Here is a 21,724-nt window from a genome sequence, read left to right on the forward strand (position 1 = left end):
CAACAACACGTTAACCAACCGGCTCGGTCTGGTACCGGGCTTTTTGTTGATGCACACGCTTATTCGATCTTCACCCCCGCCTGCTTCACGATTTCCTTCATGCTCTGGTAATCCGCCTGCAGCAGTGTCGCGAACTTCTCCGGCGTCATTGCCTGCGGTTCCGCCCCCTGCGCGTGAATCGCGTTCTTCATTTCAGCCGTTTCCAGCAGCTTGTTCACATCGCTGTTGATCCGCACCACGATGTCTTTCGGCGTCCCCGCCGGCACGAAAAGACCATACCATGTGCTGACGTCGAAGCCCTTGTATCCCGATTCCGCCACGGTAGGAACATCCGGCAGCGACGTACTGCGCTTGGCCGACGTCACCGCCAGCGCGCGCAGCTTGCCTGCCTTGATCTGGCCGAGTGCGGAGGGAACGGAAGACAGTGCCAGGTCCACCGTGCCGCTGATCGCATCGACCATCGCCGGGCTCGCTCCCTTGTAAGGCACGTGCACCAGTTTGATTTTGGCGGCGACGTTGAGCTCTTCACCGGCCAAGTGGATCGTCGTGCCGTTCCCCGGTGAACCATAGGTGATCGTACCGGGTGCGCTGCGCGCTGCATTCACCACATCGGCCAGCGTCTTGAACCTGGAGTTGGCGGCAGTGACGATGACAACCGGCGTGTACGCGACATGCGCGACAGGCGTGAAATCCTTGAGGGGATCATAGGCCAGGCTCTTGTAGAGCCACGGCGCGACGGCCATGTTGTCCTTCTGGCCCATCACGAGGGTATAGCCGTTCGGTGCGGCCTTGGCCGCTTCGGCGAGACCGATGGTGCCGCCCGCACCGCCGCGGTTGTCCGCGACGATGGTCCACTTGTTGGCCTCTGCAAGCTTGTTGGAGACGATGCGGGACAGGATGTCGGTGCCGCCGCCGGGCGGGAACGGAATGATCAGCTTGATGGGATTCGCCGGCCAGGTTTGCGCTTGCGCGGCGACGGCGCTGCAGGACAGCGCGACGGAAACGAGGATGGTCTTGATCAGGGTGCGTCTTCCTTCGTTCGCGGAGGACGATGTTTTCGAGGTGATGGCGCGCATGGGATTCGTTGCTGGGTTGGAAGGGGCTGTTCAAGGATTATCGGCTTGAGCAGGGGAATATTTTATTGTTCATTCGCGCCCCCTGCAGGGCCGGCTCATTTTTCGGGAAGGTCGACCTCCGCCAGCTTCCAGCGCCACAGGCCGCTGCGCACGAGAATGAAGCTGCCGTCTTCCTCGGGTGCTTCTGCCCCGCGAAAGGCCACCCTGCTCCATCCGCGATAGGTCGCCTTCAGGTCGGCGGGCGGTTCTTCTGCCGAGGGTACCTTTGTGATCGAGCTTGAGATCACCGCGCGCGTGATCGTGGGCGTACCCCGGTTGATCATTTCGATGACGCCGGGTGGACCGAGCACGACGTCGAGCGCAGTACCGGTCAGCGTTCCGATGATGCCTTCGCTTAATGCGCCGAGAATGCTTTCGTTGTCTTTCTTCGTGCTGCCGTTTGCGAGCAGCTGGCCCTTGAAACTTGCGTGGAGGGATGGGTAATCGACGTGGGAGGAGAATGCGTTGTAGTCGCGGGCTTCAATGGCGGAACGCATGCGGTGGAGCGTCCACCAGGGGCTCAGGATACTGGTGATTGCGAGTGTGAGGACAATCGCGGCAGTGATGACGATAATCTTTCTTTGGGTATGCATTTCTGTTGGCATCGCTGGGACGAGAGGGGTGGTTACGGGATGATAACTGCTTATGGCTATAGCCAAATTTCGCCTGGACCGGGGCAATTTCGGGAGTGTCCCGAAGACCGATATACTGCTGCACGATTGACTTTCTTCGGGCCGGCGCGCCACGTGCGCCTGCTGCACAAACCTATGAGCGACGACTCCATCAGCCCCTTGCCCTCCAACGCAGCACAAGCCCGGCAATGGGTCACGGACCTCGGCGCACAACTGGCGCAAAGGAAGATCTCCTTTCGCTCTCCGCCGGAAGAGCCGGCAAGCTGTTGCGGTCGCGGCTGCAATGGTTGCGTATGGGAGGGTTATCTCCACGCGGTTGGATATTGGTGCGGGCAAGTACGGGCGATCTTGCTTGAAGCCGGCGGCGAAAGCGGTATCCAAGGCTAGATGCCCAGCCAATTCCGTTAAGATCACTCTTTTTTGCCATTTTCAAAGCCATGAAGCGAGATCAAATGCTGATGGAAGCGATTCTTGGAAAGCTGCTGGAGGCGCCGGAACCGCTGCTCAATGCCACAGGAATTGCCAACCGGTTGAACACGGACCAGGCGGTCGTTCGCCATCATCTGCACCTGCTTTCCGACAAGGGCTGGGTCGCCGAATCGGAAAGCGGTTTCTGGCGGCTGACGAATGCGGGCCATGACTACCTGGAGGGGACGCCGGAGCAAGGCATTTCGCTGAAATCTCTCGGATAAATAAAAGTCGTCTGCTTTTCTGCTTGCTTTCCGACATCATTGTCGGTAGACTTCGCTCCCTCAGACGCGGGGTGGAGCAGTCTGGCAGCTCGTCGGGCTCATAACCCGAAGGTCACAGGTTCAAATCCTGTCCCCGCAACCAGATACAGGAAAGGCCCGGCGCATGTGCAGCCGGGCCTTTTGTTTTCAGGCCCGTGCGATCGCCAGCAGCGTCAATACCGCATAGGGAAATGCCACGGTGGGACGCAGCATGCTTTTCGCATACTCCGCCAGCAATCCGCCGAATCCCGGACGTGCCGCCTGCCATTCGGTATGCAGCTGGCAGGCGTAAGCGACCTGCGGCGTGGCCTGTCGCAGCAACTGCTCGATGCGCAGGAGCCTGTCGCCGAGACGCGACTGGCCTGTCCTGAGAATGCCTTCCTGCACCCACAATATCAGCATCACCGCAACGGTGATCGCCGCGTCCAGTGCCAATGCCAGGCTGGCGACAAACACGGCAGTGGCGCCCAGCTTGATCAGCAGGCTGCTTTTTTCATACTGCTCATAGTTGTTCTGCAGGGTCGACCATTTATGCGCGAGGGGCGATGTTTCCGAGAGCATTTTTTCCTTTGTTATCAATGTGCTTTCAAAACATCATTGTACGTTCTGGCTGCCCCCTATTTCCTGTTCTTGATGGCCTGCAAGGTTGCAGCGGCCGCCTCGCGCCAGGGACCGCCCAGGGCGAGTGCATTTTCGGCTGCGTGGCGCGCCTGTTTCACTTCCCCTAGCTCAAGGAGCACCGTCGCCAGGTTGATGAAGGCCGGTGCATTGTCCGGATGTGTTTGCGTGGCCTGGCGAAATGCCGCAGCAGCGGCACTGCGATCGCCGGCGGCGTAGGCCGTATTGCCCAGTCCCATTTGCAGGGAAAGGTTATGCGGCCAGCGTTGCAATGCCGATGCGTATGCCTTGCGCGCACGGCCTGGATCGCTTGTCTTTTCGAAGGAAACCAGCGCATCGGCCACTGTGCTTTCCCCGGACGTTGACGGCAACCGGCCCGGCGGCAAGGTGACCATGCCCCAGCGATTGCCGCGCTCCCAGGTCTTGTCGAAGGTGTACATCGACATGGCCAGGCGCTCGGTCGTGCCGGAGCGCAGGATGATTTCCTCCCGCTCAAGGTCATAGCCGATCGCTACCGCGTAGTGCCAGAGCGGCATCCAGGAGAGGCTGAGGTTTTGCAGGACGAGCACAGGATGGCCTGCGGCCAGTTCGGTCAGCAAGGCATCCAGGCTGGGCGGGATGGTCATGGCGACAGCGCCGTTGCGGCGTGCGGCGGCCAGCATCTCGGGCTGCAGGCTGCCCTCGCGTTGCGGCACGTAGACCTGCGGTTTCAATGCGTCGGGCGTGACATCGACGCCCGCGGTGGCCAGCGACATGGCCAGCGAGGCAGGGCCGCACTGGTAACGCTCTTGCGGGTAGAACGGCGTCGACGCCAGTTCGGCGCGCGGCGGCAAGCGGATGGCGCTTTCCTGCAGCAGTGCGCGGGTGTGCGTGGCGCAGCCGGTCAACAAGACCGCCAGAAGAATGAAAACTCCCGGCATCCATCGATGCCGGAAGCTTGTCTTGCCGGGTCGCATTGAAGCTTGCGCTTAACGGACCGAGCGGGTGAACGGATAGACCTTGGTCAGGCCCAGGATGTCGGTCACCAGCAGCAGCACGAAAACAAACACAATCGCGCCAATGATGTCGCCGCCTGCCGGCAGGCTGTCGATGCGGCCTGCCATGGCGGCCACTTCGTCATCGCTCATGGCGGCGACACGCGCTTGCGCTTCGCTCTTGTCGACGCCCATCCGTTCGAGTTCGGCCGCGACATCGGGACGTTCAAGTGCCGCCGCGAGTCTTTCCCTGTTTTGCTGGGAAGTGTGGGCAGCGACCGCTTGCTCGGTGCTGATCATCGCGGCGTGGACAGATTGCGTGAAGCCGACGAAGGTGAACGACATGATCACGAAAGAGATAAACACTTGTTTGAGTTTTTTAAGCATGGCCACTCCTTTCTGTTAAGTGGGTGCGAGGGACGACGCGGGGAATGTTATTGAAAGTATATTGTTTATCGGCATGACAAAGAATTACACAACCGTAACAAATGTAACGACATGAGCAGCGGCAATGCCCCAGCCCGGTGCAGCTGTAGCTTAATGAGCGTAATAAATTTGGTGCAAGCGATAGCATGATCTCACTGTCGCCAATGGAATAAATATTGCTCTTCCACCAAGAACGCGGCTGCGGCCGCAAGTATTCAGCATGGAGAAGAAATGAACAGAAGGCAGTTTGTCGTCGGCGCTTTGCTCGCCGGTGCAGGGAGTGTGACGATGCGGCATGCGTCGGCACAGATCGTCAATCTGAATGACGCCATCAACAAGGCCGGACGGCAGCGCATGCTGTCCCAGCGGCTGGCAAAAAGCTATTTGCAGATCGGCCAGTCGATCGACCTCGAGCGCTCCCGGAACATACTGGATACGTCGCTGGCCTTGTTCGACCGGCAGCTGGTCGAACTGAAGGCCTTCGCGCCGTCGCCGGACAACAAGGCGACGCTGGGCGAGCTGGAAAAGGTCTGGCTGCGTTACAAGGAAGTGCTGGTCGGGCGCGCGCCGAATCCGAAGGACGCGGCCTTTGTCATGGCGGCCAGCGACGACGTGCTGACACTCGCGCATACGGCGACCGTGCAACTGGAGAAGGCATCGCCGACTGCGGCCGGGCGCCTGGTCAACCTGTCGGGAAGGCAGCGCATGCTGTCGCAAAGGATGGCGAAGTTCTACCAGGCCATCAACTGGAACATCGCGCCTGCGGATGCGAGAGGCAAACTGGCGACCGCCCGCAAAGAGTTTGTCGATGCCCTGGATGTGCTTTCCGGCGTGCCGAACAATACGGTGCAGATCAAGAGCGAGCTGGAGCTGGCCCGGCAGCAATGGGTGTTTTTCGAGAACGCGCTGGGTGCCCGCGTGGATGCCGAAGCGATGAAGCGGCAACTGGCGACGAATGTTGCGACCACCAGCGAACGCATCCTGGAGACGATGGACAGGATTACCGGGTTTTATGAGAAGTTGGTGTAACCGCGCAGAATGAAAAATGTCCGAAATCAAGCTGCCGGTTTTGATATGGAACTATACGAACCAAAGCAGCGCCCAATGACGACACCCCCTGCCATCTTTGAAGGGGCGGCGTATGACACGAGCCAGCGACGACTTATCGGCGTTCAATGCATCCACGAAATCGCTGCTGATGCTGGCAGAGGATTTGACGATCGTCGGTGCAACGGATGCATTCCTGGCCGCATGGTCGCTCTTGCGTGACAATATTGCGGGACGTTCCGTTTTCGAAGTCTTTCCGAATGCCACCGGAAAGGATGCGCGCGACGAAAGCAGCCAGGCCAGGCTGATGCCGATCCAGGAATTGTTCGACCGCGCCCCGGGCGGCATCTGCGTCACGCGCGGGCCGACGCATATCTTCGAAATCGTTAACAAGCCCTTTTACAAGGTGGTGTGCCACCGCCGGATCATCGGCATGCCGGTACTGGACGCCTTTCCCCATGCCGCCGGACACAAACTGATCCAGCTGCTGGACCAGGTTTACGCCACCGGGCAGCCCTATGCGGGGCAAGCGTACAGGCTGAAACTGCAGCCTTCCCCTGGCGCACCGTTGGTGGAGGCTTATGTCGATTTCATGTACCAACCGATATTTGCAGCGGACGGCTCCGTTGCCGGCATTCTTGCCTTCGGCCACAACGTCACCAAGGAGGTGCAAGCGCGCGAAGCCTTGCGTGCCAGCGAGGAGCGCTTTCACCTCGCGCTGGAAGCCGCCGGAGACGGCGTGTGGGACTGGGATATCCCGGGCAACAGGTTCGTGTTTTCCGCCCGTGGCAGGGCCATGCTGGGTTATGACGAGAACGAGATCGGCACCCGCCTGGACAACTGGCTGGCGATCACGCATCCGGAGGACCAGGAGCGGATCAGGGCGAACACCATGGCCTGCCTGCAGGGACGCATTCCGTTTGTTTCCGCGGAATACCGGGTGCGCTGCAAGAATGGCAGCTGGAAATGGCTGCTGTCGCGAGGCGCCGTGGTCCAACGCGACGAGAAAGGCTGGGCCACCCGGATGGTGGGCACGACCATCGACATCTCGACCGAACAGGAGACCTTGCGGCGCGCCAACTTCGATTCGCTGACCAGCCTGCCCAACCGCAACCTGTTCCGCGACCGGCTGGAAAAGGAAGTGCAGGGCGCCAAGCGTAGCGGCAAGCCGGTCGCCTTGCTGTTCATCGACCTCGACCGCTTCAAGGAAGTCAACGACCTGCTCGGCCACGATGCCGGCGACAAGCTGCTGCGCGAATGCGCCAACCGCATCCGCTCCTGCGTGCGTGCCGTGGATACGGTCGCACGGCTGGGCGGGGACGAATTCACGGTCATCCTGATCGATCTCGAAAGCCGGGCCCACGTCGAAGACATTGCGCAGAAAATCCTGGACGTGCTGGCCCGGCCGTTCGACCTCGGCCAGGAACGTGTCCACATTTCGGGAAGCATCGGCATCACTGTGTATCCCGACGATGGCGACGACCCGGAACGCCTGGTGCGCAATGCCGATCAGGCGATGTATGTCTCGAAGAATGCCGGGCGTAACCAATTCCATTTCTTCACACGGTCGATGCAGGAACAGGCGTGGCACCGCATCACGATGATGGGCGAGTTGCGCAATGCCTTGCCGCGCAACGAGCTGCAGCTGCACTTCCAGCCGGTCGTGGAACTGGCGGACGGACGGATCACGAAGGGCGAAGCGCTGCTGCGCTGGAATCATCCGCATAAAGGCATGCTGCCGCCATCGGAATTCATCGGCCTGGCCGAGGAGAGTGGCCTGATCAATGAAATCGGCAACTGGGTATTCATGCAGGCGACCGCCTGGTCGAAACGGTGGACCGAGATGACCGGATCGCTGTTCCAGGTCAGCGTCAACGCATCGCCGATCCAGTTCATGCAGCGCAAGGGCGCGCTGAACTGGGGCCGCCACCTGAGCGAGTTCGGTCTGGCATGGAACAGCATCTCGGTGGAGATCACGGAAGGCCTGCTGTTCAACACCTCGTCGGCGACCGCGGAGCAATTGCTCAACATGCGCGATGCGGGAATCCAGGTGGCGATCGACGATTTCGGTACAGGCTATTCCTCCATGGCCTACCTGAAGAAGTTCGACGTCGACTACCTCAAGATCGATCAGTCCTTCATACGCGGCACGACACCCAACAACACCAGCAGGACCATTGCGGAGACCATCATCGTAATGGCGCACAAGCTCGGCCTGAAGGTCATTGCGGAAGGTGTCGAAACGCCCGAACAATGCGATTGGCTGAAGCACGCGGGTTGCGACTTCGGACAGGGCTTCCTGTTTTCGCGCCCGGTGCCGCCGGAGCAGTTCGAGCGGCTGCTGGTCCCTTCCCTGGTTCATCACACCCAGTAGCCGCAAGCACCGTGATTCCCGCTCGCCCTCAAGGCTGCCGGATCCTTTTCGCCGCGCGGGCCTGATATATTACGCACTCTCCCACCACCTCTGCGCGTCCCGCCCTGCCCGCCATGCCAATGACCTATGAACGATACCTGGACGAAGTCACCACGCTCCTGACCGAAATGTTCGACATGAGCGACGAGGCTGCGATCAAGCATGTGATGCGCGCCCAGGCGGCGGATTTCTTCACGCTGCACGACGACATTCCGGCAATGCGCACGCAGGAACGCGCTGTGCAGGATGCGAGGACCTTGTTCGCGCAGATCCGCCCGCCTCGCCCCCAGCCGCCGTCCAAACCCGGTCAGCCGGGCAAGCGCAAGAAGTAGCTTGCCCTCCCCTGATACACTGCGCCACCTGCATGGCATGCGAATGCATTCGAAGAACGGACAAGGACCATGGACGACAAATTGACGAAAGATGAGTACGAGGCGCTCGCGCAGATCCGCCGGCTGAAAAAAGGCGAACGCGAGAGCGCGTGCGTGGCGCGGAACGCCAAGCGTCTCGTCGGGCTGAAATACATTACTTCCAGGGGCGGCGTGCATGTGCTCACCGAGAAGGGACAGCAGACCTTGTTTCTGCAGCGCTGCATCGACGGGCTGCGCGCAGTGGCCTACGCAGCGCCGGGAGCCATCGAGGCGGATGTCGCGACCTTCCTGAGCAGGAAAGGGTTGATCGCGCCGCGAACGGTGGGAGATGGATTCGACATTACCGAGCGCGGTCGCGAGTCGCTGGCGGATATCGATTCGCGGGAGAATAAATCGGCATAAGCGATTGCTGCGCTCTCAGGTATAAGCCAGGAGCCGGCCGCAGGAAATCACGCCTATCCAGATCGCGAGCGAGAGGACGGCCTGGCCTTTGGCAAGCGCGGGTGCGTCGACATCCTTGTTCCACGCGTCGACCGAACGATAGACGCCGGTGTGAAACAGGATGGCATTCACTCCGGCAGCGGCAATCAACGTGAGCTTGACCTGGAAGACGCTGTTCTCGATGAAGTCCTGCGGATGCGCGGAAAACATCATCACCCCCGCAGGCACTACCAGCACCAGGCTGGCCACCGTCCACCGCAACAGGTGCCGTCCCAACGCCTGCACGGACAATGACCGGGAAAAGCCGAGTACCCGCAGGTCGAACATGGCGACCGATCCGACCAGCGTGATGAAGCCGACGATGTGGACGATTTCCACGATCGGGTACATCCACAGGCTGTGGCGCATCGCGAGCGACAGCGGCGTCGCTTCCAGCCAGCCGAGGAAGCCGGTGGCACCGCTCATCAGCGGAGTTCCGTGGTCTTGTCGCCGACAGTAATGCGCTCGGCACGCATTTCTTCGGGCTTGTTTCGGTTGGGGTAGCCGTACACTGCAACGCGGTTGCCCGGCGCAAGCATCTCTTTTTCCAGGCCGCGGTTCTGCATGCGGGTCGGCGGCGCGAGCACGACGGTCCAGTTGCGGTCAGCGGTTTTCAGGTGGACGAAACCATGCGGATGGACATAGCCTGACTCTTGGATCGTACCTTCCAGCTTCAGGGGACGGCTGTCGTCATATTCGCTCCAGCCGTGATGGGCGAGGACGGGCGCGGCGACAAGCATGGCGAGGATGGCGAGTTTTTTCATCGTGCTGCTCCAGGTAGTCTTGCGGTCATTCTATGACGCCGTGGGGAAGCATGCTGGCGCGCGCTAGGACTTCTTCACCGGCAATACCCGCACACGTTCGTACTCCGCAGTGATGAACGGAATCGCCCTGCTCGCGACGAGCCAGGAAATGCCGAAGGCAACCAGTGCCGTCCGCTCACCATAGAACACCAGTCTTTGTACCCTGGAACTGATCAATCCGCCCGCGACGAAGTCGAGTGCGAGAACCGCCATGGACAGAACGATGGCGAATCCGCAGAGTGCATAAATGCGGGCACGCCAGGCCGCTTGCCGATTGCCTTTTTCCCGCGCCCGCCTGAAGAAGATCACGCAGTAGCAGGCAAGCACGGCGAACATGATCGCCGCGAAGGAATAATGTACAAACGGGAGCGCCTCTTCTTCAATACCACAGCCGCAGGGAACGATAGCGACGACGATTGCTGAAACGCCGCCGACCTTGGCCAGGACCATTTCGGTGGCGGTCTCGCCGTTGTAGGCGAGGAAAAATGCGCTTATCGCGAACAGGAGGCCAACGAAGAAGTCGCGCGCCAATCCACCTTCGTGGTAGGAGGCGCTGATGGAATCGATGGTGTTTGCGGACAGGAGTTCTGTCAGGCTGGCAAGGAAGAGTGCAATGACCCCGACGATCAGCTTCAGGACATGGTGGTCGATCTCATGCCGTTTGAACGTTGCTTTCAATTCGACCTCCGGGCGAGATGAAATGGATGCTTCAATCTATCTGATTGCAGTACTGCATTCCGAAATCGTCAAGGCTAGAACCGCTGCACACCCCTGCGCGGAATCTGCGACGACATCACGATCGATGTCCGCGTCTCGCCATACTGGTTGATGCCGGCAAGGAACTGTTCCAGGTCGGCCATGTCCTTCGCCACCACGGTGAACAGGCAGGAATCCGCGCCCGTCACATGCAGGCATTCCAGCACCTGCGGCTTGTCCCGCAACACCTCGATGAATTTCTGCTTGTACGGATGCTGGGTGGTGATGGCAACCACCGCCTTGATGATATAGCCCAGCGCTTCCGGCGCGATGTCGGCGTGGTAGCCGCGGATGATGCCGGCGTCTTCCATTTTCTTGATGCGCTCGGCGGTGGCAGGCACCGAGAGTCCGGCCAGTTCGGCCAGCGTTTTCAGCGAGGCGCGGGCGTCTTCCTGCAGAGCGGCGAGGATGCGCCAGGATTTCTCGTCCACAGGGTACATTGCCGGATCTCCTTCCGTTTTTCAGGCGATTCGGCCATTTTGCCTGAAAAAGAACATTCCATGCCAGCAGCCGGCTGGATAGACTTCCAGCCATGGATACCTCGCTCATTCCCCTCTTTCTCAAGTCGGCGCTGATCGGCCTGTCGATCGCCGCGCCGGTCGGGCCGATCGGCCTGCTGTGCATCCAGCGCACGCTGGACCACGGTCCGCGCGTCGGGCTGGCGACCGGACTGGGCGCCGCGGTGGCGGACGCGATGTACGGCGCCATCGGCGCCTTCGGCGTGACGGCGCTCATCACGCTGCTGACCGATGCGCGTCCGGTGCTTGCGCTGGGCGGCGCGGTGTTCCTGCTGTGGCTGGCGTGGAGCGCCTGGCACGGTGCGGAACCGGTGCAGGCCGCGGCGGCTGGGGGTGGCGTGAAGGGCTGGCATGCCTTCGGCGGCACCTTCCTGCTGACGATGTCCAATCCCATGACCATCCTGTCCTTCGTCGCGGTGTTTTCATCCCTGGCCGGCAGCATGGCGACGGCTTCGCCGGCGTGGATGATTGCCGGCGTGTTTGCCGGGTCGGCGGTGTGGTGGTTCGTACTGGTGGGGATGGTCGGGCGCTTGCGGCAGCGGTTGCAGGCGGCGCACCTGCGCTGGATACGCCGGGGGTCGGCGGTGCTGCTGGCGGGGTTCGCAGGCTACCAGCTGGTGTCGCTCGCCATGGCCTGATTTGCCATTTATCCATCTCTCACCTACCCTTGCTCTAGATGACAACCGGCAAGGGGGATTTGATGGACAACGTATTCGGATTGAAGCGTCGCCGCCTGTTGCTGGCGGCGCCAGGGTCCTGACCGATGTCCCGGGTGCAGACCTTCTTCCTGACCACGCTTGCCATGCTCGCCTTCGCCGGCAATTCGCTGCTGTGCCGCGTCGCGCTGAGGGAGACGGACATCGATGCCGCGAACTTTACCTCGATCCGCCTTGTATCCGGCGCGCTGGTGCTGGCGCTGGTCATCTCCATGCAGGGCAAGCTGCGCGAAATGCAGGGCGACTGGGGGACAGGGTTCTGGTTGTTTGCCTATGCCGCTTCGTTTTCATTCGCGTATACGAGCCTGTCCGCAGGAACCGGAGCATTGCTGCTCTTCGGCGCAGTGCAGGTGACGATGGTCGGCATGGGCTTGTGGCACGGCGAACGCCTGACGTGGCGACGCGGCACAGGGTATGCCTGCGCAGTTGGCGGACTGATCGGGTTGATGCTGCCAGGACTGTCTGCGCCGCCACTGGCAGGTGCCGTCCTGATGATCGTGTCCGGCATGGCATGGGGCCTGTTCTCGATCAGGGGCAAGGGCGCGGGATCCCCCACCCTCGTGACCGCCGGGAGCTTTGTGCGGACTGTTCCCTTTACGGCAGTCCTGAGCATGGCCGCGCTTTCCATGGCATCGATCGACATGCGGGGCGTCATGCTTGCCATGGTGTCGGGCGGCATCACTTCGGGCTTGGGCTATGTGATCTGGTACAAGGCCCTGCGCGGCTTGACCGTTACGAGCGCGGCGACGGTGCAGCTGACGGTTCCGGTAATCGCGGCCGCCGGGGGCATCATTCTCCTTGATGAACCGCTCGACATGCGGCTGGTGCTGGCGTCGACCGCTGTCCTTGGCGGTGTGGCGATTGCACTGACAGGAAAGAAACCGTAGCCGCGCTGGCATGACTTCTGCAAGCTTTTCATGGTGGTGCGGATGCGGTCCGCGGGATTGCCTGCGCGCGTCGTGCCGGTTCCTGCAGGAGGTGCAACCATGCGTACACGTATCGTTCCAGTCTTATCTCTTTTGCTGACAGGATGTGTCGCGATGACCACATCCGGCACCAGGGAAGCCGTTCTTTTTACCGGCGAGGAAGAAACGCCTGCCGAACATGCGCAGGTGGTATTGAAGCCGTACAACGACCTTCCGGTGTCGATGGAATTCAAATGCCCGTCGAAAGTCGCCACGCTGTCGCCCTCGTATGTCGTGCCCTTGCCGCCCGTTTTTCCAGTGGGATTTGCACACAGCAAGGTTTCTTACCTTCGCATCCGGATGCCGGAAGGCATGGATAACGCGCTTGCCCAATCGCGCGTCGTCACACGGCAGGGAACGTCGATGCCGCTCGCCGAAGCCCGGCAGTCAAGCCGGCCTGTCGGCAATGAAGGCACGGTGGAAGCCACCTTCACGTTCAACAAAGAGTGCGAGGCCTTGAACGGCGGCAAGCTGGAAGTCGCCGGATTCTCCTACAACAACAAGACCTATCCGCCGTCGCAGGCGCGATTGCAGTTCGACGCGCAGGTGACGGCCGGGATCGGGTGGTGGCCGCCGGCATTGTTCAATGGCGGGCATGCCATCAGCGGCGCGCCTGAAGCGGAATAGGATCGAACGGCCGGGCAACAGGCTTGTCCAATGCATGTCATGCATCGAGGCCAGCATGAAGCGCCTGTTCGTCCCGCTTGTTCTCGCTGCGGCACTCTCCGGATGTGCCGTTGTTGCTCCGTATGAACGGCCTTACGACGGCTATCCCTTGGCTTCCGCCCACGACTCCCCCTATGCGACGGCGCCAGCATACGTAACGCCGGCGCCGGCCTATCGCGCGCCGTCCTACGTGTGGCCGCCGGTCCGCTTCCGCTTCAGCCTCCAGTTCTGGAAAGGCCGCGGAGGACATCCGTGGCATCGCCACGGCTTCCGTCCCCACCGCTTTGGCGGATGGCGGCGCTGACAACCGCCCTCGATCCGCACTCCGAAAGCATCTTGTCCGTTTTGACATGAAAAATGTCAAAACCGGCCATTTCCCGATTCCTGCACTTTAGCGAGACTGTGCTCGATCCATTTCATACAAGGAGCCCGGTTGATGACGAAGCGGAACATGCATGAGGACGATCCCCTCGATGACTTTGCTGGACGCCAGATTACGCTCAACGATGTGACGAAGAAGGTCCATGTCGCCGGCTGCGGCCCGGCAGTGATCGTGATGACCGAAATGCCGGGGATCAGCCCGCATGTCGCCCGCTTCGCGCGATGGGTGCGGGATGCCGGGTTCACGGTGTACATGCCGTCGCTGTTCGGGCGCGACGGTGCCGTGCCGGATGCGGGGGAAGGCGTGGCCGTCTTCAAGCGTGCCTGCGTGAGCGCGGAGTTCCGTGCCTTCGCCGCCAACGAGTCCAGTCCGGTGACGGTATGGTTGCGGGCGCTGGCGAAGCTGGCGCATGAGGAATGCGGAGGGCCTGGTGTGGGCGCGATCGGCATGTGCTTCACGGGGAATTTTGCGCTCACGATGATGCTGGAGCCGGCGATGCTCGCGCCGGTGCTGGCGCAGCCCACGCTGCCGCTCAACAATCCGGCGGGCATCGAGATGACGCCGGAGGAACTCGTGGCCGTACGGCAGCGCCTCGATCGCGAGAACCTGACCGTGATGGCCTACCGGTTCAAGGGCGACCGTTTCTGCACGGCGCAGCGTTTTGCTGCCTACCAGGAGGCATTGGGAGACCGCTTCATCGCACGCGAGCTTCCCGACAGCGCGGCCAATCGCGAGACACCGCCGTTCTTTGCGCAAGTGGTAGGCTCGCCGCACAGCGTGGTCACTGCCCACCTGATCGATGAGGCCGGCCAGCCGACGATTGCTGCTCGGGACGAGATCCTTGCCTTCTTCAGGCAACGGCTGGCGGCCTGAAATTTGCTCTCCGGAAGGCGTGCAATACACCTTCCATCCGGACCGCCGCCACATTTGGCAAAGTGCCAATTCTAGAAAGCCTCCACTAATTTTTCCTTCACACCCGCTTGACCTTGCCATGGCTGGATAGTTGAGAGTAGGCGTCTCGAACGTGGCCGACCGGTGACCGGGCGCCGCGCGATGACCAACCTCACCTGAAGGAATCCACCATGATCCGTCGACAGTTTTTCGCCGTGCCCGCCTTGATCGCGCCGGTCTTCCTTGCCTCCTGCATGTCGCCGCCTACCGGCCTCGATCTTTCGCAGAAGCGTCCATCCGAGCGCAACCTCTACCTTGTGGAAGTGCAATCGCTCGCCAATCCGATCGACATCAACAAGATGCATGCGTGGGAAGCGACGGTGAAACTGCCCGCCGGCGAGCCGGTATCGGACGCTCGCATCACGGTAGGCGGCGGCATGCCGCAGCATGGCCACGGTTATCCGACCCAGCCGCGGGTGACGAAGGAACTCGGCGGCGGACGCTACCTGATCGAAGGCATGAAATTCAGCATGCCGGGCTGGTGGGAACTCAAGCTGAACATCGACTCTTCCGCAGGCGTCGACGACGTCACGTTCAACACGGTGATCGCGCGGTAATGGCCGCTGCCGGTTCATCCAATACTGTCAGGCGGAGATTCGTCATGCACTCGAAAATCAGGATCACATTCACGATGGCGATTGTTGCCGTCGCATCGCTTGCCGGCGTGGCGTCGGCATTCACATGGGGTGGCGCGGATGGCTGGAACGGGCAGGAAATTTCTGTCCTGTCCTCGCTGCGCCTGAGCCAGCTTGGGCCCGCGCCCGAGGATCGCTCGAACCGCTACGAAGGCATGCCCGCAGCGGCAGAGCTGGGCAAGCGTATTTTCTTCGACCAGCGCTTCAGCAGCAATGGTGAGGTGTCCTGCGCCAGTTGCCACGATCCGAAGCAGCAATTCCAGGATGGCCGAGAGTTGGGGCGTGGCGTCGGGACGGGCGCGCGGCGGACGATGCCGGTGGTCGGACTGGCGTACAGCCCGTTCCTGTTCTGGGATGGCAGGAAGGACAGCGCGTGGTCGCAGGCACTGGGCCCGCTCGAAGATCCTGCCGAGCACGGCGGCAATCGCGTCGCCTATGCCCGCGTCCTGCAGGCCAACTACCAGAAGGACTATGAAGCGGTGTTCGGGCCGATGCCCGGCCTTGCCCACCTGCCCCGCGATGCCGGCCCCCTTGGCGATGACAGGCAGCGCGCGGCGTGGAAGGAACTGGACGAGCGGACCCGCCAGTCGGTGTCGCGCGTGTTCGCGAATATGGGCAAGGCAATCGCTGCGTACGAGAAGACGCTGCAGTATGGCGCATCGCGGCTGGACCGGTATCTGGAAGGCGTGGCTGTACGCGACTCGGCAGCTTACGACGTCCTCACCCAGCAGGAGAAAAACGGCCTGCGCGTCTTTATCGGAAAGGGCCAATGCGTGACCTGCCACACCGGTCCCTTGTTGAGCGACCAGCACTTCCATAACACGGGCATTCCCCAGCGCAATGCCGCGAAGCCGGATTCAGGACGGCGCGCCGCGATCGCGAAGGTCACCAGGGACGAATTCAATTGCATGGGGCCGTTCAGCGACGCAGGCAAGGACGACTGCGGCGAGCTGCGCTTCATCGCGCAGGAGGACCATTCGCTCGACGCAGCATTCAAGACCCCGGGCCTGAGGAACGTCGCGCTGCGTGCGCCGTACATGCATGCCGGGCAGAAGCAGACGCTGGCCGAGGTGGTCGAACACTACAGGAAGGCCCCTGCGTCAACGGTCGGACATAGCGAGCTGAAGCGCATCGATCTGTCGGACCAGGAGGCGCGAGACCTGGTGGCCTTCCTCGGCACGCTGTCGGGACCGATCCTGGAGCGAGGCCAGGGGAGCGGGCAATGAAGAGGACGTGTCACGAAGGCATGAAAAGGCGTAGGGCGCGCTCCTCGCGCCCTACGCCTGATCAACCTGGTCATTGGCACGGCGTCATGATTTGCGAATGCCGAATGTCACGAGGTAATCGCGTGGCATCGCCACGCCCAGTTCCGACTTGAATCCTTCATGGTAGGCAATGAAGTCCTGCTTCAAGCCTTCCAGGCGTTGCGCGTCTAGTCCTTGGGCAAGAGCCTTGGTGGGCCCGTAGCCGGAGACGAAGATATCCCACACCGCCTCGCCGCTCGACTCCCGCAGGACCGTGGTGCCTGTTTCAAAGCGCAGGTCGAAGCTCTGGCCCAGGAGTTGCTGCACGCGCTCCCGGCCTCCCCATTCGAAGGGGGACGGTGGCGCCGGCGTCGCAGGCGTGGGCATGTAGGCTTTCATGACCTTGAACAGGCCCGCGAGAGTCCCGTCCGCCGGCCACGTAGCCAGGACAATGCGCCCGCCGGGCTTGCAGATGCGCGACAGTTCGACCGCGGCGGCTTCGGGCTTGCTGACGAACATGACGCCGAAGGTCGAGATCACGCCATCGAAAGTCTTGTTTTCAAAGGGCAGTGCTTCCGCATCGCCTACATGGAAATCGATATCCAGCTGTTCGACGGTGGCGCGTGACTTGGCTGCCTCGATGAGGTCGGCGCCGAGGTCGACCCCGGTCACTTGCGCGCCGCGCGCCGCGACCCTGCGGGCGGCCCAACCGGTACCCGTTGCCAGGTCGAGGATGCGCTCGCCCGATTTCGGGTTCAGCCGTATCACGCAGTGCTCGATGGCATCGGCAATGGTTTGGCTGATCCGTTCATATTGCATGCCGCCGCTGTTCCAGATCGCGGCCGGCCTCAGGTTGTGTTGCTGGACAGTGTGCTCGCTCATAGCGTCTCCTTGTACAAGCGTGGGCTTTGCGCGTCGCCGCCTGGCAAGGCCACTGCTTGAAATTTGGCTCCCTGTGAATTTGCCGGAACGCTTCGATAGTAGACAGTCGTCGGCAGGAGCACAGCTTTTTCCGCCGCATGCTTGATCCGCCTCCAGCAAGAGGGAATTTTTGGGAGGCGGTGCGAATGCCGGACAGGAACTGTCCGGTGGCACAACGTTGCTTGCCTTACTTGACGGCGAGCCGTCGCATCAATGCATCGAATGTTGCCAGGGCAAGGGGATCGCTCAAGGCGTCGGCGGTGATAGTGGTTTGGTGGTCAGCGTCCGCATACTCTTCGGCAAGGTTTTTCCATCCCTTGCTTGCGGCAAACTGCGCGAATTCTTCAGGCGCTTCGAGGACGATCAGCCTGTCGTCCTGCAGGCCGGGATCGCCGGGACCGAAGTCGGGGCCATCGTAGCCGAGCTTGCGCAGCCGCGACAGGATCTGCCGGATGACAAGCGGGTCTTCGTGGAGAGGATCGTCTTCCATGGATGCTTCCATGTCGACGTAGACATCGATGATGCCGTAGCCTTCATCGTAGATACGGATGGCCTGCACCTTCCAGGTCCGCCCCATGGAGTCATGGATGCGGAACGGGCCGCTCAGCGGAATGACGTTATCGTTGTCCATGCCCTAGCGTACACGAAGTCGCCTGTCAGTGTTCAACAAAAACCGCCGCCGTTTGCGGCGACGGTCCTGTTCAATTAATCGGCCCGCCGCTGCGCGAGGAAGAAGCGCAGCATTTCACGCGAAGCGTCCGGACCTGTCGAATCCGTATATGAACCCTTGCGGCTGCCTCCTGACCATGCGTGACCCGCGCCATGCACGATCCATTTTTCCGCGACGGCTTTTCCTTGTGCGTCATGGATGACCGTTTTCGTATAGCGCCGCCCTCCAGGCGCCGTTCCTTGCTGTACATCGGCGCGCGCCTTCGTGTCGCTAGCGGCGGGGACGCATTGCGCCAGTGCCTGTTCACTGTTGAGCGGCGCCACGGTCGTGTCGCGATCGCCGTGGAAGACGATGGCCGGCACCATCTTCCCTAGCGGCGACGGATGGTCGTGACGCGCTCCTGACTTCAGCTTGCGACGCTTCATCACGGCGAAGGCTGAAGGAACATCGTGCGCGACCGCATACGGCAGGCCGGAGTGAACGCCGACAGCGGTAAATACGTCCGGATAGGTGGCAGCCAGCACGACTGCCATCGCGCCGCCTGCCGACAGGCCGGCGACATAGACGCGGCCGGTGTCGACCTTGTAATTGCGGGCGATCTCACGCGTGATGTCGGCGAGGATGGATGGCTCGCCCTGGTCGCGCCGCTGGTCGCCCGGCAGGAACCAGTTCCAGCATTGCGATCCGTTGGCGTTCTTCGTCTGTTCCGGATAGACGACGAAGCAATTGTTCTCTTCGGCGGCGTTGTTCATGCCGGTGCCCGCCGCGAAGTCGTCGGGGTTTTGCGTGCAGCCGTGCAGCATGACGACCAGCGGCAGCGGCTCGTCCTTGTATCCGCTCGGGATGTAGAGCTTGTAGGCGCGTTTCCCGGCGCTGTTGGTACAAGTGCCGGCAATGAAGCGTCCCCTGGACGAATGCTCTTCGCCGGAAGCCGGAACGTCATGGACTTCGACGTCTTCGACCTGCTGGCGCGCTGCGGCGCCAGCCCATGCGCCATGCGCGAGCTTGCCGAATCGCGCGAGCACATCCGCACCGCTCTGCCGCGGATTGAGGTCGGGCATTTCCGGCGCCTGAGGCAGGTACGCAGTCCAGTCGGTGTGCTGTGCCGGCGCCTGATCCGCCGATGCGCCGTGCAGCGCGCGCTGTATCGCGGCAGTCGCGGCCATCGGGCCTTCGGTCTGCAGCAGTTGGGTCGCTTCGCGCATCTGCGCGAGGAAGCCTTCATTGATTTTCATGGAAATCTTTCAGAATGATTAGTGAATCCGTCCGGCCAATGCGGCCTTGACGGCAGGGCTGGCGTGCAGGGCACCCAGCACGGTGATGGAGTCGATGGCAGCGAGCGCCAGGTCGGGCGTGACGTCCGGGGCAATGCTGGCCAATCCCAGCACCTGTATCTGCAAGGTCTGCCCTGCATCGCGCACCGCCTCCAGGTCGGCGCGGGAATAATGCTGCAGGCCGAGCACGAGGCTTTTTCGCGCCACGGTTTGCCGGATGACATCGCCGTGCAACTGCAACTGGTTGCGTATCGCAGTGCGGATCAGGTCGGTGCGGTTGGAATAGAAGCCTTCCTGCACCAGCAGGTCGATCTGCCCGAGGTCGACGGGGCCGAGGTTGATGGTGATCTTTTCCGTATCGCCAACTTTTATCCGGCTGTCTTGTACGACTGGTTCGCGTGCCATGTTTTATCCTCCTGCATGGTCAGACCAGCCGAACACCATCCAGTTCCCATCCATATGGATGGTATTTCGTCGCGCGCGAAACCATGCCGGCAGAACAACGCATACGGAATTGGAAACGAGAAATGCCTGGAGGAATTCTGCGGATTGTTGCCGGCAGCGTAAAGGAAAGGCGGAGGTGTTGCCGGAGAGGTGATGATGGCAGGAAGCCGGGGAAGTCCCCGGCGTTCCCGCTGCGTGCTGCGTTGTTATTCTTCCTGCTTCTTCTTTTGTCCCGGCGCACCGGTCTTGCCGTGCGCCTTCGTTCCGGTTCCCGCATTGTCTCGCGCATAGCCCGAGGCGCCCTTTGCCGGATCAGCCGTGCTGCCCGACGGACCGGATGCGCTGCTGCCGCTCGGACCGCTCGCGCTGGCACTGGCGCCCGGGCCGCTGGAACTGGTGGCGGTGCCGCCGCTGCTGTCCTGCGTGCCGGCCGAGGTACCGCCGGTGCCCACGCTGGACGCACCCACCCCGCTACCCGCGGTCGCACTGCCGCCGCTGCCAATGGTGCTGGAGCTGCTGGCGCTGCTGCCAGTGGAACCGGATGTGCTACCGCTCGTACTTGTGGTGGTGCTGCTCTCCGCCTTGCGCACGCCGGTGCCGCCGTCGGCATGGCGGCCAGCGGCAAAGCCCCTGCTCTCGGTGATGCTCGTGCCATCCGTGCCTGCGGTCTGCGCCTGGGCACTCATTGCTGCAGCGACTGCCGCCATGCCGGCGATCAGGCTCATCCTGAGTGTGTGTTTCATGGTCGGTTCTCCTTGTACGCTTTTTTCCTGACGGCCGTGCCCTTCCCGATCGGGAAGGGCATTGGGCCTGCATGACTGGAAGTGTCCGGAGGATTTAGCAGCGACCCTGCTTCTCCAGTCCCGGAGGGCAGTCCTTGTTCTTGTTTTTATCCTTGCGCTGTTTCTTGGCGGGAGAGCCGTCCATATCGGAAGCGCCCGACGCGCTTGCGCCAGTTGCCGCACCTGAACCGCTGGACACGCCGCTCGTTCCTGCCGCGCTGCCGCCGGTGCCGGTGGTCGATCCGCTGGAGCCGTTGCCCGCTGCGCTGCCACCCGTACCCAAGGTGCTGGAGCTGCCCGAGGAATCGCCCGTGCCCGCCGAGCTGCCGCCGGTGCCTACGGTCGATCCACTGGAACCGCTGCCTGCGGCACTACCGCCGGTACCGAGCGTGCTGGAGCTGCCGGAGGAGTCGCCCGTACCTGCGGAGCTGCCGCCCGTGCCGACCGTCGATCCGGTCGAGCCACTGCCTGCGGCACTACCGCCCGTACCCAGGGTGCTGGAGCTGCCCGATGAGTCGCCCGTTCCTGCCGCGCTGCCGCCGGTCCCTACCGTCGATCCTGTCGAACCGCTGCCCGCGGAGCTGCCGCCTGTACCGAGCGTGCTAGAGCTGCCGGAAGACTTGTCCGTGCCCGCAGCGCTTCCTCCCGTTCCCAGGGTCGAACTGGCGGTGCCGTTGCCCGCGCTGCTGCCGCCCGTGCCGAGGGTCGTGCTGGATTGAGCGTGGACTGTGATGGAAGCGGCCGCCAAGAGCGCGGCGGCGAGGATGGATAGTCCGGTGTGATTTCTTCGCATGCAATTTCTCCTGTTCTGTTGAACACACTGCCCGGCGTGGCAACTCTTTCCCTGGGGAGAAAGTGCACGCTCGGGATGTGCTCAATGGAGTCCGCGATGCAGAGTGCGGTTCTATCCATCTCGTAACAAATTGTCAGCATGCATCCGGACTGACACGGATCAAGTATCCGTGCGGAACTTGGAAGGGTGACGGTACTTCGGGCAGGCCGACGTGCTCGCAATTTTCATCGGCTTGCAAAGGGAATCGAGCAATGAAAAGAAGAAGGGCCTGGAGATTGCTCTCAAGGCCCTTCTTCTTACTACAAATAATGGTGCGGCTGGCAGGAATCGAACCCACGACCCCTTGGTTCGTAGCCAAGTACTCTATCCAGCTGAGCTACAGCCGCAAGGGGGCGGA

At 61.8% G+C, this 21,724-nt stretch carries 28 protein-coding genes and 2 tRNA genes; 15 read left to right on the forward strand and 15 right to left on the reverse strand.

The annotated features are described in order from the left end of the window. Positions 1–59: 59 nt before the first annotated feature. Together AC3WOY_RS07245 and AC3WOY_RS07250 are read right to left on the reverse strand one after the other, a co-directional pair. Positions 60–1,076, reverse strand: a complete 1,017-nt coding sequence (locus AC3WOY_RS07245; RefSeq protein ID WP_492422206.1) for a Bug family tripartite tricarboxylate transporter substrate binding protein — start codon at positions 1,074–1,076, stop codon at positions 60–62. 95 nt (positions 1,077–1,171) lie between these two features. After that, positions 1,172–1,708 (reverse strand): DUF2939 domain-containing protein, encoded by a 537-nt coding sequence (locus AC3WOY_RS07250; protein ID WP_492422208.1) that lies wholly within the window; start codon positions 1,706–1,708, stop codon positions 1,172–1,174. A 174-nt stretch (positions 1,709–1,882) separates the two neighbouring features. Here AC3WOY_RS07250 and AC3WOY_RS07255 point away from each other — a divergent pair, with 174 nt between their 5' ends. The 3 genes from AC3WOY_RS07255 (at position 1,883) to AC3WOY_RS07265 (ending at position 2,581) form a co-directional block, all read left to right on the forward strand. Continuing rightward, a complete protein-coding gene (locus AC3WOY_RS07255; protein ID WP_492422210.1) occupies positions 1,883–2,134 on the forward strand; it encodes an oxidoreductase-like domain-containing protein in 252 nt (83 codons plus the stop codon). 50 nt (positions 2,135–2,184) lie between these two features. Then, on the forward strand, positions 2,185–2,439 hold the full coding sequence (locus AC3WOY_RS07260) for a hypothetical protein (protein WP_492422212.1): 255 nt from the start codon (positions 2,185–2,187) through the stop codon (positions 2,437–2,439). Positions 2,440–2,504: 65 nt separating this feature from the next. Then, positions 2,505–2,581: transfer RNA gene (locus AC3WOY_RS07265), tRNA-Met, on the forward strand. A 44-nt stretch (positions 2,582–2,625) separates the two neighbouring features. Here AC3WOY_RS07265 and AC3WOY_RS07270 read toward each other — a convergent pair. From AC3WOY_RS07270 to AC3WOY_RS07280, 3 genes are read right to left on the reverse strand one after another with little or no spacing between them, the layout of a single operon-like run. Continuing rightward, on the reverse strand, positions 2,626–3,039 hold the full coding sequence (locus tag AC3WOY_RS07270) for a hypothetical protein (RefSeq protein WP_492422214.1): 414 nt from the start codon (positions 3,037–3,039) through the stop codon (positions 2,626–2,628). Positions 3,040–3,095: 56 nt separating this feature from the next. After that, positions 3,096–4,016 carry a PA2778 family cysteine peptidase gene (locus tag AC3WOY_RS07275; RefSeq protein ID WP_492422216.1) on the reverse strand — a complete coding sequence of 307 codons (921 nt, stop codon included), beginning with the start codon at positions 4,014–4,016 and terminating at the stop codon, positions 3,096–3,098. Positions 4,017–4,064: 48 nt separating this feature from the next. Beyond that, positions 4,065–4,457 (reverse strand): PA2779 family protein, encoded by a 393-nt coding sequence (locus tag AC3WOY_RS07280; RefSeq protein ID WP_492422218.1) that lies wholly within the window; start codon positions 4,455–4,457, stop codon positions 4,065–4,067. Positions 4,458–4,727: 270 nt separating this feature from the next. On the opposite strand from AC3WOY_RS07280, the gene AC3WOY_RS07285 reads away from it, so the two are divergent. From AC3WOY_RS07285 to AC3WOY_RS07300, 4 genes are all read left to right on the forward strand, one after another. After that, positions 4,728–5,525 carry a type IV pili methyl-accepting chemotaxis transducer N-terminal domain-containing protein gene (locus tag AC3WOY_RS07285; protein WP_492422220.1) on the forward strand — a complete coding sequence of 266 codons (798 nt, stop codon included), beginning with the start codon at positions 4,728–4,730 and terminating at the stop codon, positions 5,523–5,525. Positions 5,526–5,637: 112 nt separating this feature from the next. Then, a complete protein-coding gene (locus AC3WOY_RS07290; protein ID WP_492422222.1) occupies positions 5,638–7,917 on the forward strand; it encodes a putative bifunctional diguanylate cyclase/phosphodiesterase in 2,280 nt (759 codons plus the stop codon). Positions 7,918–8,036: 119 nt separating this feature from the next. After that, complete coding sequence (locus tag AC3WOY_RS07295; protein WP_492422224.1) at positions 8,037–8,288, forward strand: hypothetical protein; 252 nt, start codon at positions 8,037–8,039, stop codon at positions 8,286–8,288. A 69-nt stretch (positions 8,289–8,357) separates the two neighbouring features. After that, on the forward strand, positions 8,358–8,729 hold the full coding sequence (locus tag AC3WOY_RS07300; RefSeq protein WP_492422226.1) for a hypothetical protein: 372 nt from the start codon (positions 8,358–8,360) through the stop codon (positions 8,727–8,729). Positions 8,730–8,744: 15 nt separating this feature from the next. Here AC3WOY_RS07300 and AC3WOY_RS07305 read toward each other — a convergent pair whose 3' ends face one another. The 4 genes from AC3WOY_RS07305 to AC3WOY_RS07320 all read right to left on the reverse strand — a co-directional run bounded on the left by AC3WOY_RS07305 (position 8,745) and on the right by AC3WOY_RS07320 (position 10,806). Then, positions 8,745–9,233: a DUF6644 family protein gene (locus AC3WOY_RS07305; protein WP_492422228.1), complete on the reverse strand. Its 489-nt coding sequence runs from the start codon at positions 9,231–9,233 to the stop codon at positions 8,745–8,747. Then, positions 9,233–9,571, reverse strand: a complete 339-nt coding sequence (locus AC3WOY_RS07310) for a DUF6152 family protein (protein WP_492422230.1) — start codon at positions 9,569–9,571, stop codon at positions 9,233–9,235. Before AC3WOY_RS07310 ends, AC3WOY_RS07305 begins: the two co-directional genes overlap by 1 nt. A gap of 63 nt (positions 9,572–9,634) precedes the next feature. Continuing rightward, complete coding sequence (locus tag AC3WOY_RS07315; RefSeq protein WP_492422232.1) at positions 9,635–10,288, reverse strand: hypothetical protein; 654 nt, start codon at positions 10,286–10,288, stop codon at positions 9,635–9,637. 74 nt (positions 10,289–10,362) lie between these two features. After that, positions 10,363–10,806 carry an Lrp/AsnC family transcriptional regulator gene (locus AC3WOY_RS07320; protein ID WP_492422234.1) on the reverse strand — a complete coding sequence of 148 codons (444 nt, stop codon included), beginning with the start codon at positions 10,804–10,806 and terminating at the stop codon, positions 10,363–10,365. Positions 10,807–10,898: 92 nt separating this feature from the next. Between AC3WOY_RS07320 and AC3WOY_RS07325 the strand changes: the two genes are divergently transcribed. The 7 genes from AC3WOY_RS07325 (at position 10,899) to AC3WOY_RS07355 (ending at position 16,425) form a co-directional block, all read left to right on the forward strand. After that, a complete protein-coding gene (locus AC3WOY_RS07325) occupies positions 10,899–11,522 on the forward strand; it encodes a LysE family translocator (protein ID WP_492422236.1) in 624 nt (207 codons plus the stop codon). A 125-nt stretch (positions 11,523–11,647) separates the two neighbouring features. After that, the gene (locus tag AC3WOY_RS07330; protein ID WP_492422238.1) at positions 11,648–12,487 is read left to right on the forward strand and encodes a DMT family transporter; all 840 of its coding nucleotides are present in this window, start codon (positions 11,648–11,650) and stop codon (positions 12,485–12,487) included. Between the two features lie 153 nt (positions 12,488–12,640). Next, a complete protein-coding gene (locus AC3WOY_RS07335; protein WP_492422240.1) occupies positions 12,641–13,192 on the forward strand; it encodes a hypothetical protein in 552 nt (183 codons plus the stop codon). Positions 13,193–13,247: 55 nt separating this feature from the next. Beyond that, a complete protein-coding gene (locus AC3WOY_RS07340) occupies positions 13,248–13,535 on the forward strand; it encodes a membrane lipoprotein lipid attachment site-containing protein (RefSeq protein WP_492422242.1) in 288 nt (95 codons plus the stop codon). A 132-nt stretch (positions 13,536–13,667) separates the two neighbouring features. Then, the gene (locus AC3WOY_RS07345; RefSeq protein ID WP_492422244.1) at positions 13,668–14,486 is read left to right on the forward strand and encodes a dienelactone hydrolase family protein; all 819 of its coding nucleotides are present in this window, start codon (positions 13,668–13,670) and stop codon (positions 14,484–14,486) included. Positions 14,487–14,695: 209 nt separating this feature from the next. Continuing rightward, positions 14,696–15,121 carry a FixH family protein gene (locus tag AC3WOY_RS07350; protein WP_492422246.1) on the forward strand — a complete coding sequence of 142 codons (426 nt, stop codon included), beginning with the start codon at positions 14,696–14,698 and terminating at the stop codon, positions 15,119–15,121. A gap of 44 nt (positions 15,122–15,165) precedes the next feature. Beyond that, positions 15,166–16,425 (forward strand): cytochrome-c peroxidase, encoded by a 1,260-nt coding sequence (locus tag AC3WOY_RS07355; RefSeq protein WP_492422248.1) that lies wholly within the window; start codon positions 15,166–15,168, stop codon positions 16,423–16,425. Positions 16,426–16,509: 84 nt separating this feature from the next. On the opposite strand, the gene AC3WOY_RS07360 is transcribed toward AC3WOY_RS07355, so the two are convergent. From AC3WOY_RS07360 to AC3WOY_RS07380, 5 genes are all read right to left on the reverse strand, one after another. Then, positions 16,510–17,325, reverse strand: coding sequence for a class I SAM-dependent methyltransferase (locus AC3WOY_RS07360; RefSeq protein WP_492422250.1), 816 nt, complete (start codon positions 17,323–17,325; stop codon positions 16,510–16,512). Between the two features lie 226 nt (positions 17,326–17,551). Then, on the reverse strand, positions 17,552–17,995 hold the full coding sequence (locus tag AC3WOY_RS07365) for a hypothetical protein (RefSeq protein WP_492422252.1): 444 nt from the start codon (positions 17,993–17,995) through the stop codon (positions 17,552–17,554). A gap of 74 nt (positions 17,996–18,069) precedes the next feature. Further along, positions 18,070–19,269, reverse strand: a complete 1,200-nt coding sequence (locus AC3WOY_RS07370) for an extracellular catalytic domain type 1 short-chain-length polyhydroxyalkanoate depolymerase (protein WP_492422254.1) — start codon at positions 19,267–19,269, stop codon at positions 18,070–18,072. Positions 19,270–19,287: 18 nt separating this feature from the next. Beyond that, entirely contained in the window at positions 19,288–19,713 is a 426-nt protein-coding gene (locus AC3WOY_RS07375; protein WP_492422256.1) for a CopG family transcriptional regulator, read from the reverse strand. A 245-nt stretch (positions 19,714–19,958) separates the two neighbouring features. Then, entirely contained in the window at positions 19,959–20,495 is a 537-nt protein-coding gene (locus AC3WOY_RS07380; RefSeq protein ID WP_492422258.1) for a hypothetical protein, read from the reverse strand. 134 nt (positions 20,496–20,629) lie between these two features. Here AC3WOY_RS07380 and AC3WOY_RS07385 point away from each other — a divergent pair, with 134 nt between their 5' ends. Further along, on the forward strand, positions 20,630–21,253 hold the full coding sequence (locus tag AC3WOY_RS07385) for a hypothetical protein (protein ID WP_492422260.1): 624 nt from the start codon (positions 20,630–20,632) through the stop codon (positions 21,251–21,253). A gap of 383 nt (positions 21,254–21,636) precedes the next feature. Here AC3WOY_RS07385 and AC3WOY_RS07390 read toward each other — a convergent pair. Continuing rightward, positions 21,637–21,713 (reverse strand) — tRNA-Arg (locus AC3WOY_RS07390). Between the last annotated feature and the right edge of the window lie 11 nt (positions 21,714–21,724).

The organism is Noviherbaspirillum sp. FW303-A3, assembly GCF_058788695.1.

Excerpts from the sequence above, each read along its gene's own strand:
- AC3WOY_RS07330 (WP_492422238.1), top strand. The coding sequence starts at position 11,648 with ATGTCCCGGGTGCAGACCTTCTTCCTGACCACGCTTGCCATGCTCGCC.
- AC3WOY_RS07365 (WP_492422252.1), bottom strand. The coding sequence starts at position 17,995 with ATGGACAACGATAACGTCATTCCGCTGAGCGGCCCGTTCCGCATCCAT.
- AC3WOY_RS07350 (WP_492422246.1), top strand. The coding sequence starts at position 14,696 with ATGATCCGTCGACAGTTTTTCGCCGTGCCCGCCTTGATCGCGCCGGTC.
- AC3WOY_RS07305 (WP_492422228.1), bottom strand. The coding sequence starts at position 9,233 with ATGAGCGGTGCCACCGGCTTCCTCGGCTGGCTGGAAGCGACGCCGCTG.
- AC3WOY_RS07360 (WP_492422250.1), bottom strand. The coding sequence starts at position 17,325 with ATGAGCGAGCACACTGTCCAGCAACACAACCTGAGGCCGGCCGCGATC.
- AC3WOY_RS07345 (WP_492422244.1), top strand. The coding sequence starts at position 13,668 with ATGACGAAGCGGAACATGCATGAGGACGATCCCCTCGATGACTTTGCT.
- AC3WOY_RS07285 (WP_492422220.1), top strand. The coding sequence starts at position 4,728 with ATGAACAGAAGGCAGTTTGTCGTCGGCGCTTTGCTCGCCGGTGCAGGG.
- AC3WOY_RS07255 (WP_492422210.1), top strand. The coding sequence starts at position 1,883 with ATGAGCGACGACTCCATCAGCCCCTTGCCCTCCAACGCAGCACAAGCC.
- AC3WOY_RS07340 (WP_492422242.1), top strand. The coding sequence starts at position 13,248 with ATGAAGCGCCTGTTCGTCCCGCTTGTTCTCGCTGCGGCACTCTCCGGA.
- AC3WOY_RS07295 (WP_492422224.1), top strand. The coding sequence starts at position 8,037 with ATGACCTATGAACGATACCTGGACGAAGTCACCACGCTCCTGACCGAA.
- AC3WOY_RS07290 (WP_492422222.1), top strand. The coding sequence starts at position 5,638 with ATGACACGAGCCAGCGACGACTTATCGGCGTTCAATGCATCCACGAAA.
- AC3WOY_RS07280 (WP_492422218.1), bottom strand. The coding sequence starts at position 4,457 with ATGCTTAAAAAACTCAAACAAGTGTTTATCTCTTTCGTGATCATGTCG.
- AC3WOY_RS07375 (WP_492422256.1), bottom strand. The coding sequence starts at position 19,713 with ATGGCACGCGAACCAGTCGTACAAGACAGCCGGATAAAAGTTGGCGAT.
- AC3WOY_RS07325 (WP_492422236.1), top strand. The coding sequence starts at position 10,899 with ATGGATACCTCGCTCATTCCCCTCTTTCTCAAGTCGGCGCTGATCGGC.
- AC3WOY_RS07250 (WP_492422208.1), bottom strand. The coding sequence starts at position 1,708 with ATGCATACCCAAAGAAAGATTATCGTCATCACTGCCGCGATTGTCCTC.
- AC3WOY_RS07260 (WP_492422212.1), top strand. The coding sequence starts at position 2,185 with ATGAAGCGAGATCAAATGCTGATGGAAGCGATTCTTGGAAAGCTGCTG.
- AC3WOY_RS07275 (WP_492422216.1), bottom strand. The coding sequence starts at position 4,016 with ATGCCGGGAGTTTTCATTCTTCTGGCGGTCTTGTTGACCGGCTGCGCC.
- AC3WOY_RS07335 (WP_492422240.1), top strand. The coding sequence starts at position 12,641 with ATGACCACATCCGGCACCAGGGAAGCCGTTCTTTTTACCGGCGAGGAA.
- AC3WOY_RS07380 (WP_492422258.1), bottom strand. The coding sequence starts at position 20,495 with ATGAAACACACACTCAGGATGAGCCTGATCGCCGGCATGGCGGCAGTC.
- AC3WOY_RS07355 (WP_492422248.1), top strand. The coding sequence starts at position 15,166 with ATGCACTCGAAAATCAGGATCACATTCACGATGGCGATTGTTGCCGTC.
- AC3WOY_RS07245 (WP_492422206.1), bottom strand. The coding sequence starts at position 1,076 with ATGCGCGCCATCACCTCGAAAACATCGTCCTCCGCGAACGAAGGAAGA.
- AC3WOY_RS07310 (WP_492422230.1), bottom strand. The coding sequence starts at position 9,571 with ATGAAAAAACTCGCCATCCTCGCCATGCTTGTCGCCGCGCCCGTCCTC.
- AC3WOY_RS07300 (WP_492422226.1), top strand. The coding sequence starts at position 8,358 with ATGGACGACAAATTGACGAAAGATGAGTACGAGGCGCTCGCGCAGATC.
- AC3WOY_RS07270 (WP_492422214.1), bottom strand. The coding sequence starts at position 3,039 with ATGCTCTCGGAAACATCGCCCCTCGCGCATAAATGGTCGACCCTGCAG.
- AC3WOY_RS07320 (WP_492422234.1), bottom strand. The coding sequence starts at position 10,806 with ATGTACCCTGTGGACGAGAAATCCTGGCGCATCCTCGCCGCTCTGCAG.
- AC3WOY_RS07370 (WP_492422254.1), bottom strand. The coding sequence starts at position 19,269 with ATGAAAATCAATGAAGGCTTCCTCGCGCAGATGCGCGAAGCGACCCAA.